A 9,105-nucleotide genomic window follows, 5' to 3' on the forward strand; every position below is an offset into this window, starting at 1 on the left:
CCGCCGCGATCTGGCACAACCACAAGACCGGCCAACCCGTCACACGATCCTTGATCGCCTACGACCACTGATCACATCGGAATGACTCGTCTAGACCACCCGCATCCGCCCGGCATCCCCGAAACCGACGACGTCCTCCAGACGAGACGCCCAGCACAGCAAGACCGGGTACTCCAAGACCACCGCCTCCATCCCCAGTGTGGAATGGGTGTGACACATAGGTGTTCAAGCGCCTGTCGCTGTCGGGGATCTTGGGGATCGTGAGGATGACTGGTCTGATCACTGTTCCCGCAGGGCCCGTCCCAGCCACGGTGCAACGGTGCTCCGGGACAACGGCTGCCTCGGCAGTGGGCGGGTCTTCTGGGCCGCCGATCTGTGACCCGCACGCCGTCGGACGAGGCATATGGGCGACACGGCGGCTTCGGACATTTATCCCCGTATCCGGTACGGCGGCGTGCTAGAGATAGGGGGTAAACAGTCTCAAAGTAGGAGGTATACGACGATGCACACAACTCTCCGTGTGACGGCCGCGCTGGGTGCCGCCGCAGTGCTGGCTATCTGCGGCGCCGGCGCGGCCAGCGCCGACGGCGTGGGCAACGCAGGCGTCGGCAACGCAGGTATCGGCAACGCAGGCGCTTTCAACGACGGCATCGGCAACGCTGGCATCGCCAACTGGGGTCTGGGCAACGCGGGCATCGGCAACACGGGCATCGGCAGCCACGGTATCGGCAATTCAGGCGTCGGCAGCTCCGGCATCGGCAACTGAGACGGGCTCACGGCCCCGGCACCACCGGGTCGCACGACGCGCCCGGCTGACGCCGGGCCAGTCCACCCGGGCTGCCCGCTCCACCAGCGGCCGGCCCGGGTGTGTGGCGTCGAGCAGCTTGCCCGCGAGGATGTCGAGCCGCGTGAGCAGCATCGGCTTCACCTCGCTGCACGAGAACCTGGATGCCACCAGCTCACCGGTCCTGCCGAGAACAGCGTCCCTTGTCCCAGGCACGATCGCGCCCGGCAGTCCGGGAAGGGGGGTGGCCTGCCGGGCGCGGGGCACGGGGCGGTCCTGTCACCGCGATCCAGATACCACGAGCCCCCGGGAACACCGCCGCTGCCAGGGGAAGCCCGTGCGCGCTCCCGGGGTACTCACCCCCTTCAACGACGCGGAAGAGAATCGGTTCCGCACGGCCGTACGGGACCACCGTCCAGGAACCCGTCCGGCACCCGCTCGTTGACCGCGTACGGGGAATCCACACCCGTGCCCGGCACCCCGAGCAGCCGGGTACGGGCCCGGAACCCCGCAGCTTGGACCCTCGGGGTCTGCCAGAAGAACTGAACCCGGCAGACCCTGCGCGTGGGAAAAGGAGTCAGGCCGTGGTGATGTTCTCGGCCTGGGGGCCCTTCTGGCCCTGGGTGACGTCGAACGTCACGACCTGGCCCTCCTGGAGCTCACGGAAGCCCGAGGAGTTGATCGCGGAGTAGTGGGCGAAGACGTCCGGACCGCCACCCTCCTGAGCGATGAAGCCGAAGCCCTTCTCCGCGTTGAACCACTTCACAGTTCCCGTAGCCATATCTGATGCCTTCCAGTCGATGAACGCCTCCCGCACCGTGCGGGAGATGGAGGTGATCGCCCTGGTTCCTGCGGCACAGCACAGCAAAACGCCCACGCCTACGGCGTGGGCAATGGGAACTTCCGAACCACGACAGCTGACGCAAACGCTACACGCCTACAACGGGCTGTCACCAGAGGAAACGGCCACACCTCACGCCGTGGCCCAGCTGGTCTTCGAGGATGACGATGCGGCGGGCGGACTCGATGGGGGCCCTGGTCGACGAGTTCCTGGGCGCGGGCGGCGATGCGCAGCTGGTGGCGGGAGGAGCGGCGGTGTCCGTCGCCGGAGCGGGGTGGTGAGGCGGGCTTCGCCGATGGTGCGGATGAAGCCTTGGGCTTCTACACCCCGTTCACACGCCCACTGGACCTCCTCGACGTGGCCTGACCAGCAACCCGACATGATCACCGGGACTTTGAATCAGCCCTGGGTCAGGGGCGCGCTGCGGGAGGCCGGGTACCCCGTCCGCGGAGTCCGGTGACGGCCCTTCAGGTGAACGCCGGTGATTTAGCCGATGCCGGGGGGCGTGGTGCAGCGTAAGAGTGGCGGCCGCAGCGAAACTGGCGGTCCCCGCCCGGTGCACCCGGCCTCCCGGCCGGTTCTCTCCGGCGTGGCCCCCGGCTGCCATGACCGAGAGGACCCCACCGTGCAGCAGCACGCCTTGCCCCGCCGTCGCCACCCCTTACGCACCCTCCTCGCCGGCACCGTGGCGGGCGGTGGCCTCCTGGCCACCATGCTCGTCCCCAACGCGCAGGCCGCCGAGAACCCCTACGAGCGCGGCCCCGCCCCCACCGTGTCGAGCATCGAGGCGCCCCGCGGCTCCTACAGCGTCTCGCAGACGAGCGTCTCCTCGAGCAGCGTCAGCGGCTTCGGCGGCGGCACGATCTACTACCCGACGACGACCTCGGAGGGCACCTTCGGCGCGGTCGCCGTCGCACCCGGCTTCACCGCGACCCAGTCCTCCATGGCCTGGTACGGTCCGCGGCTCGCCTCGCAGGGCTTCGTGGTCTTCACCATCAACACCAGCTCCACCTTTGACCAGCCGGCCAGCCGGGGGCGGCAACTGCTCGCCGCGCTCGACTACCTGACCGAGCGCAGCTCCGTGCGGACCCGGATCGACGCCACCCGGCTCGGCGTGATGGGCCACTCCATGGGCGGCGGCGGCGCACTGGAGGCCGCGAAGTCCCGCCCCTCGCTGAAGGCGTCGATCCCCCTGACGCCCTGGAACAGCGACAAGACCTGGCCCGAGGTGCGGACGCCCACGCTGATCTTCGGCGCGGAGGCCGACAGCGTCGCGTCCGTCGGCTCGCACGCGGAGCCGTTCTACCAGTCGCTGCCCGCGACGCTCGACAAGGCCTACCTGGAGCTCAACTCCGCCTCGCACTCCGCGCCGAACTCGTCGAACACGACGATCGCGAAGTACAGCATCTCGTGGCTCAAGCGGTTCATCGACAACGACACCCGCTACGAGCAGTTCCTGTGCCCGATCCCCCGCCCGAGCACGTCGATCGAGGAATACCGGGGCAACTGCCCTCACTGATCAAGCCAGCGGTACACGGAAGGGGTGCGGGGCGGGGGAACATCCCCGCCCCGCACCCCTTCCGCACGCCCCGGCCTGTGGCCGGGACCCGTGTCAGGCCTCCGCCCCCAGGAAGTCGGCTATCGCCGACGCGAAGCCGGGATCGCGGACCACCGTGAGATGGTCTCCGGGCAGCACCATCAGCTTCGCCCCCGCGATGGCGTCCGCCAGCACCGCCGGTCGCACCGCCAGGGGGTCGTCCGCCCCCGCGAGGACGAGGGAAGGCACCCGCACCCGCTCCAGCGGCATCGGTCCCGCGAAGGCCCTCGACACCTGCGCAGCCAGCGCGAGCCTGTCCGCACCCACTGCGTCCGCCAGCATCCGGAAGGCAGCCGTCCGCTCGGGCGCCGCGGCCGGATCGGGCGCGACCAAGGCGGCTCGTACCAGCTCCGAGGGCATCGCCCGGGTGTCGAGCCCGCCCACCTCGACGACCCCCGCGCCGACCCCGCCGATCACCAGACGGGAGACGCGCGCGTCGTCCGCGGCGGTGAGCAGGCCGACGACCGCGCCCATCGAGTAACCGGCCAGATGGACCCGGTCGGCGCCGAGCACGTCGAGGAAGTCGCGGACGTCGCGAGCCATCCGGGGCTCGCCGTACCGCTCGGGCTCGTGCGGCTTATCCGACTCCCCGTGGCCCCGCGCGTCGAGCGCGAGGACCTGCCGGCCGCGGGCGAGCAGAACGGCGACGACGCCGGGAACCTCCCAGTTGAGGCGGGCGGTCGCAGAGAAGCCGTGCAGCAGCAGGACGGGCGGCTGGGAGCTGGGCCCGCCCCAGGTGTAATGGGCCAGAGTCAGGCCGTCGGACGTGCGAAAGGCGCCGGTGCGCGGCTGATTCGTCATGGGCCGACCGTACGCTCGCGACCGTACCGGCGGGGAAAGGTGGTGCACGCGCACATCGGGCGCGGGCGGCGGCTGGTGAGCTGCCCAGGCGGCCGGACGGGAGCCCTCCGGCAATGCTTAGCTGATGCAGTACCCAGCCCCGAAGACCGGGGCACTGCTCCGAGACCGAAGTCCCTTCGGTTCCAGCCGACTTGCAGACCGGACGTCTGGCGCCAGCCCAACCGCGAAGAGAATCTTGGCATCCCAGGGGCACCCCGAATGACCGTTCGCCCCCATGGCTCACACCACACCGGTCCGACGGGTGTTGTCTCGTTGTCGGGTGTCGGGAGCGCTGATGGTGTGCCAAGGTGTGATCCGGTCTGCGGCTGGCTGTCGTCAGGCGGCCGTGGGGTAGCCGGAATCTGCTTCCAGACGGTGAAGCGCTCGGTCATTTCGCATCGGAATTCGTGGGCGGTGAGCAGGTGCCGGCGGGTTCGGAAGTGGGGTGAGGCCCATACCCGTATGCGCCAACACCCGGCCGTGCACCGGCGGCACGCCCCGGCCCGCCTCCTCCTGGACCGCTCCGCCAACCTCCTGCAGCAATCGGCGGGGGCCGGAGCCTTCAGCCGGCAGCCGGCCTGCTGAAACCAGGGCCTCGGCGTAGGCAGCGGACGCTTTCGAGCAGGCCGCTCAGCGCGGGTTTTGGCTCGCCCCGACCCTGCTGGACAGGGCGAGCGCGGGCGCAGCCGCCAGGACTACTCCCGCGTCAGCTCCCGTCCCAACCTCCCGTTCACCGCAGTGTACGAACGTACCTTCTAGAGTGTACGGTCGTACGCATGACGGCGGACTACTTTGCTGACGACCCGCGCACCAACCTGGAGCGCATGCTCGCGGGCGACCTCTACATCGCCGACGATCCAGAGATCGCCGGCAGGCAGCAGCGCGCCATGCGGCTCGCCGCGCGCTACCAGGCCGCGTTTCTGGACGATCCGGCCGCCGCCCGGCCGCTCCTTGCCGAGCTGCTCGGCTCTGCGGGCGAGGAGATCGAGGTGCGGCCGCCGCTGTACGTGGACTACGGCAGCAACATCTCCATCGGGGCCCGGACCTTCGTCAACTACAACCTGACCGCCCTGGACGTCGCCGCGATGACCATCGGCGAGGACTGCCAGATCGGTCCGAACGTCCAGCTCCTCACCCCCACCCACCCCCTGGAGCCGAAGCCCCGGCGCGACAAGCTGGAAGCCGCGCTCCCCATCACCCTCGGGGACAACATCTGGCTCGGCGGAGGCGTCATCGTCTGCCCGGGAGTGACCATCGGCGACAACAGCGTCATCGGCGCCGGATCGGTGGTCACCAAGGACATCCCCGCCAACGTCATCGCCGTCGGCAATCCCGCCCGGCCCGTCCGGGATCTCTGAGAACCCCGTCCCCGATGGCCACCGGACACACCGACCCACAGCGCCGCGAGCGCATCCTCGCCGCCACCCTCGACCACATCGCCGACGAAGGCGTCGCCGGTGTCTCCCACCGGAAGATCGCCGCCCGGGCCGGTGTGCCGCTGGGATCCATGACCTATCACTTCAAGGGCATCGACGAACTGCTCCGCGAAGCCTTCGCCCGCTTCGCCGGCCACGTCGTCGCCGTCTTCGAACGGCATCTGGACGCGGTCGACGGCCCCGAGCAGGCGCGCGAGGCGGTCACCGGCCTCATCCACGCGCTCTCCGACGGGCCGCGACGGGACCTGGTCCTCACCCACGAGCTCTACACCCTCGCGGCCCGGCGCCCGGAGTACCGGGAGCTGACACGCGGGTGGATGATCCGCAGCCGACAACTGCTGGAAAAGCACTTCGACCCCGTCACGGCCCGCCAGCTCGACGCACTCATCGAGGGGCTCACCCTCCACCGTGCCCTAGACACCACACCGCACGACCGAAATCTGACGAGCGAAGCCGTCAAGCGCATCACCACCGCCTAGACCCGTCCTCCGCACATGCTTCGTTTGGTGGGACGAGCGGTTGATGTGATGACCGATTGGTCGTGGGTCCGTTGGTCTGGGTATGTCGTCGATTTCACGGTCCGCGCGGCCTCGGGTGCGGCGTCCTCGGTTCAATATCGAGATCGCACCCGTGGTGGAGAGGCGTCTGGGCGCTCTGCCTGCCTCTGCCGAGTTTCTGCGCCGGCTGGACGTGGCCGGGATCATCGACGCGTTGTGTCCGGTGCGTGAGGTTGCGCATCTGACGCACGGGCAGGTCATCGAGGTCCTGGTGGCCAACCGGCTGTCCGCGCCCGCACCGCTGGTGCGGGTGGGTGACTGGGCCCGTGAATGGGCCGTGGAGGAGGTCTTCGGGATCGAGCCCGCTCTGCTCAACGACGACCGGATCGCCCGCGCCCTGGACGCCATCGCTCCCGAGCTGGAGGCCATCGTCGGCAGTGTCGGGGCGAGTGCGATCTCCGGGTTCGGAATCGATGTCTCGCGCCTGCACTGGGACATGACCAGCATGTCCCTGCACGGCGCCTACGAGGAACCTGAAGACGGCTTCCCGCAGGTCAAGTACGGGCATCCCAAGGACCGCAGGACTGATCTCAAGCAGATCCAGGCAGGCATTGCGATCTCGGCGGACGGCGGCATCCCGGTCTTCCACCGTGCCTACGACGGCGGGGCCGGCGAGGTCTCCCAGGTCGTCGGGGCGATGACGGCCCTGCGGAAGGTGGCCGCGCCCCGCGACTTCCTGATGGTCGGTGACTCCAAACTGGTCTCCTACCCGAACCTGCTCGCCCTTTCGGATGCCGGGGTCCGCTTCATCGCCCCGGCTCCCGCAGCCAAGATCCCCGATGGCCTGTTCGCCGGCCTGGACCCGGGCAAGGCCCGCCTGGTCGACTACACCCCCGCCCGCGATGCGGGAAAGGCACCTGGTCAGCGCGGGCAGTACCGCGTGCTGGAGGACACCCAGACCCTGGCCGGTCCGCGCAAGCGGGACCCGGGCGTCACAGTGCGCCGGATCCTGGTCCACTCCACCGCCAACGCCACCGCTCAGCAAGCGGCTCGCGACCGGCGCCTGGAACAGGCCCGCGAGGAACTGACCAAGCTCCAGCACGCCTGCGGCGGCCGGCACTACGCCACCCTCGAGAAGGTCACCGCCCGCATCGGTGTCATCACCGCGAAGCGCCGCATTGGGTCCTGCCTGATCACCGCCATCCACACGGACGAGACCGGACGACCTGCTCGCCGCCAAGATCGAGGAGATCGAGGCCGCGGGCGTCGACTACGTCGCTGCGGTCAATCCCGGCTGCCTACGCCAGCTTCGCACCGGTCTGCGCCGTAAACGCTCGCGCACCAAGGCTGTACACCTTGCCGATCTCCTGGTCATGGCTCAGGAGAGCGCCACGCCGGCCGGCTGAGGCCCGGCCCGCCCGCCACCCGACACACGACCTCCGCCTCGCTTCCCACAGACGATGAGAGAAGACATGCCCTACCCCTCCGCGCTCGTCTCACCGGCCACCGATGCCGCCCGTGACGCCGCCCCCGTCCTTGCCGCTCTCGCTCCGCCGGAACGCGGCACCCTCCTGCGCGACCTCTCCGGGGTGCTGCGCGAGCACACCGGCCGGCTGGTAGCACTCGCGAGGGAGGAGACCCACCTCGACGAGACCAGGCTGCGCGGGGAGGTCCTGCGCACCTGCGTACAGCTGGACATGTTCGCCGAGATCGCCGAAGAGGGCACCTACCTCGACGTCATGATCGACCGAGCGGACGCCGAAGCCCTTCCCGCTCCCCGCCCGGACATACGACGCATGCTCATCCCCCTCGGGCCCGTCGCCGTCTTCACCGCATCCAACTTCCCGTTCGCCTTCTCCGTCCTCGGCGCAGACAGCGCCAGCGCGATCGCGGCCGGCTGCCCCGTCGTCGTCAAGGCACACGAGGGCCATCCCCGCCTCACCGACCTGACAGCCGCGCTCGCCGCGGAGATCCTTCCGACGGGTGCCCTGAGCGTCGTCCACGGACGCGACGCGGGCCGCGCCCTCGTCACCCACCCCGTCGTCCAAGCCGTCGGCTTCACCGGCTCCACCGCGGGAGGACGCGCCCTGTTCGACCTCGCAGCCCAGCGGCCCGACCCGATCCCGTTCTACGGAGAGCTCGGCTCCCTCAACCCCGTGGTCATCACCCCCGCCGCCCTCGTCGCACGCGGGAAAGACCTCGTGGGCGAGTACATCGGGTCGGTCACCCGCAGCCAGGGCCAGCTGTGTACCAAGCCGGGTCTGCTCTTCCTGCCCGAGGGTCACGGGCTGGACGAATCCCTCCACCGGGCCATCTCGGCGACCCGGCCCGCGCCCATGCTGGGACCTTGGATCGCAGACGCCTACCGCGCCACCCTCGACGAGCTGGCCGCGCACCCATCTGTCCACCGCATCTCACGAACTTCGACGGATGGCGGCCGCACCGGGGTACGCGCCGACGGCCCCGAGGCGGCACTTCTCACCGTCACGGCCCGCGACCTCCGCGCCAACACCGAGCTCCTCCAGGAATGCTTCGGCCCGGCATCCACCGTGGTCACCTACACCCCGGTCGAGGACTTGCTGGCGACGCTCCGGCTGTTGCCAGGGAGCCTTACGGCATCAATCTTCGGCCAAGAGGGCGCGGACGAGGAGATGTCCCGCATCATCTGGTCCACCCTTCGCGCCGGTCGGCTCATCTGGAACGACTGGCCGACCGGGGTGGCGGTCACCCGCGCGATGCATCACGGCGGTCCCTGGCCGGCCACGACCAGCCCGCTTCACACCAGTGTGGGTGGGACGTCCGTCGCCCGCTGGCTGCGCCCTGTGGCCTACCAGAACGTGCCTGAGGGACTACTGCCGGAACCACTGCGGACGTCCAACCCGTGGCTGGTGCCGCAGCGGCCAGGGGCGTAGAAGAGCGAGTTCGTTCCGCGAAGGCAAGCCCCGCAGCCGGCACAGTCGGAGCTGCTCACCGTCTCGGCCTGAACAAATTAGATCCACTGTTCACATCTAGATACAATACCAGTGACTTAAGGATCTTGGCTGGTAGGCTGCCTGTTCAGGAGGTGCCTGGATGCCACGCCCTGGACAGGTCAAGCCGGAAACGGATGA

The 9,105-nt window shown here is 69.5% G+C and carries 9 protein-coding genes and 1 pseudogene; 6 read left to right on the top strand and 4 right to left on the bottom strand.

The genetic code is table 11. The features are described from left to right. The first annotated feature begins 520 nt into the window (after positions 1-520). A complete protein-coding gene (locus tag ACIQV3_RS40145; protein WP_403722222.1) occupies positions 521-766 on the top strand; it encodes a hypothetical protein in 246 nt (81 codons plus the stop codon). Here ACIQV3_RS40145 and ACIQV3_RS40150 read toward each other — a convergent pair. The 3 genes and pseudogenes from ACIQV3_RS40150 to ACIQV3_RS40160 form a co-directional block, all read right to left on the bottom strand. Further along, positions 734-919, bottom strand: coding sequence for a hypothetical protein (locus tag ACIQV3_RS40150; RefSeq protein ID WP_403722227.1), 186 nt, complete (start codon positions 917-919; stop codon positions 734-736). The two genes, ACIQV3_RS40145 and ACIQV3_RS40150, sit on opposite strands and share 33 nt — an antisense overlap. A gap of 442 nt (positions 920-1,361) precedes the next feature. Further along, the gene (locus tag ACIQV3_RS40155) at positions 1,362-1,565 is read right to left on the bottom strand and encodes a cold-shock protein (RefSeq protein ID WP_403722233.1); all 204 of its coding nucleotides are present in this window, start codon (positions 1,563-1,565) and stop codon (positions 1,362-1,364) included. 169 nt (positions 1,566-1,734) lie between these two features. Further along, positions 1,735-1,934: pseudogene (locus tag ACIQV3_RS40160) on the bottom strand (MerR family transcriptional regulator); the annotation flags it as partial. Between the two features lie 316 nt (positions 1,935-2,250). On the opposite strand from ACIQV3_RS40160, the gene ACIQV3_RS40165 reads away from it, so the two are divergent. After that, positions 2,251-3,144: an alpha/beta hydrolase family protein gene (locus ACIQV3_RS40165; protein WP_403722235.1), complete on the top strand. Its 894-nt coding sequence runs from the start codon at positions 2,251-2,253 to the stop codon at positions 3,142-3,144. A 93-nt stretch (positions 3,145-3,237) separates the two neighbouring features. Here ACIQV3_RS40165 and ACIQV3_RS40170 read toward each other — a convergent pair whose 3' ends face one another. Continuing rightward, the gene (locus ACIQV3_RS40170) at positions 3,238-4,023 is read right to left on the bottom strand and encodes an alpha/beta fold hydrolase (RefSeq protein ID WP_403722237.1); all 786 of its coding nucleotides are present in this window, start codon (positions 4,021-4,023) and stop codon (positions 3,238-3,240) included. 815 nt (positions 4,024-4,838) lie between these two features. On the opposite strand from ACIQV3_RS40170, the gene ACIQV3_RS40175 reads away from it, so the two are divergent. From ACIQV3_RS40175 to ACIQV3_RS40190, 4 genes are all read left to right on the top strand, one after another. Then, complete coding sequence (locus tag ACIQV3_RS40175) at positions 4,839-5,420, top strand: sugar O-acetyltransferase (RefSeq protein ID WP_403722239.1); 582 nt, start codon at positions 4,839-4,841, stop codon at positions 5,418-5,420. 14 nt (positions 5,421-5,434) lie between these two features. Then, positions 5,435-5,977, top strand: coding sequence for a TetR/AcrR family transcriptional regulator (locus ACIQV3_RS40180; protein ID WP_403722241.1), 543 nt, complete (start codon positions 5,435-5,437; stop codon positions 5,975-5,977). Between the two features lie 82 nt (positions 5,978-6,059). Continuing rightward, entirely contained in the window at positions 6,060-7,325 is a 1,266-nt protein-coding gene (locus ACIQV3_RS40185) for an IS1634 family transposase (protein WP_403722244.1), read from the top strand. Between the two features lie 142 nt (positions 7,326-7,467). Beyond that, positions 7,468-8,907 carry an aldehyde dehydrogenase (NADP(+)) gene (locus ACIQV3_RS40190; RefSeq protein WP_403722246.1) on the top strand — a complete coding sequence of 480 codons (1,440 nt, stop codon included), beginning with the start codon at positions 7,468-7,470 and terminating at the stop codon, positions 8,905-8,907. Positions 8,908-9,105: the final 198 nt, after the last annotated feature.

The sequence above is a fragment of the Streptomyces sp. NPDC099050 genome (genome assembly GCF_044759865.1).
GTDB lineage: Bacteria > Actinomycetota > Actinomycetes > Streptomycetales > Streptomycetaceae > Streptomyces.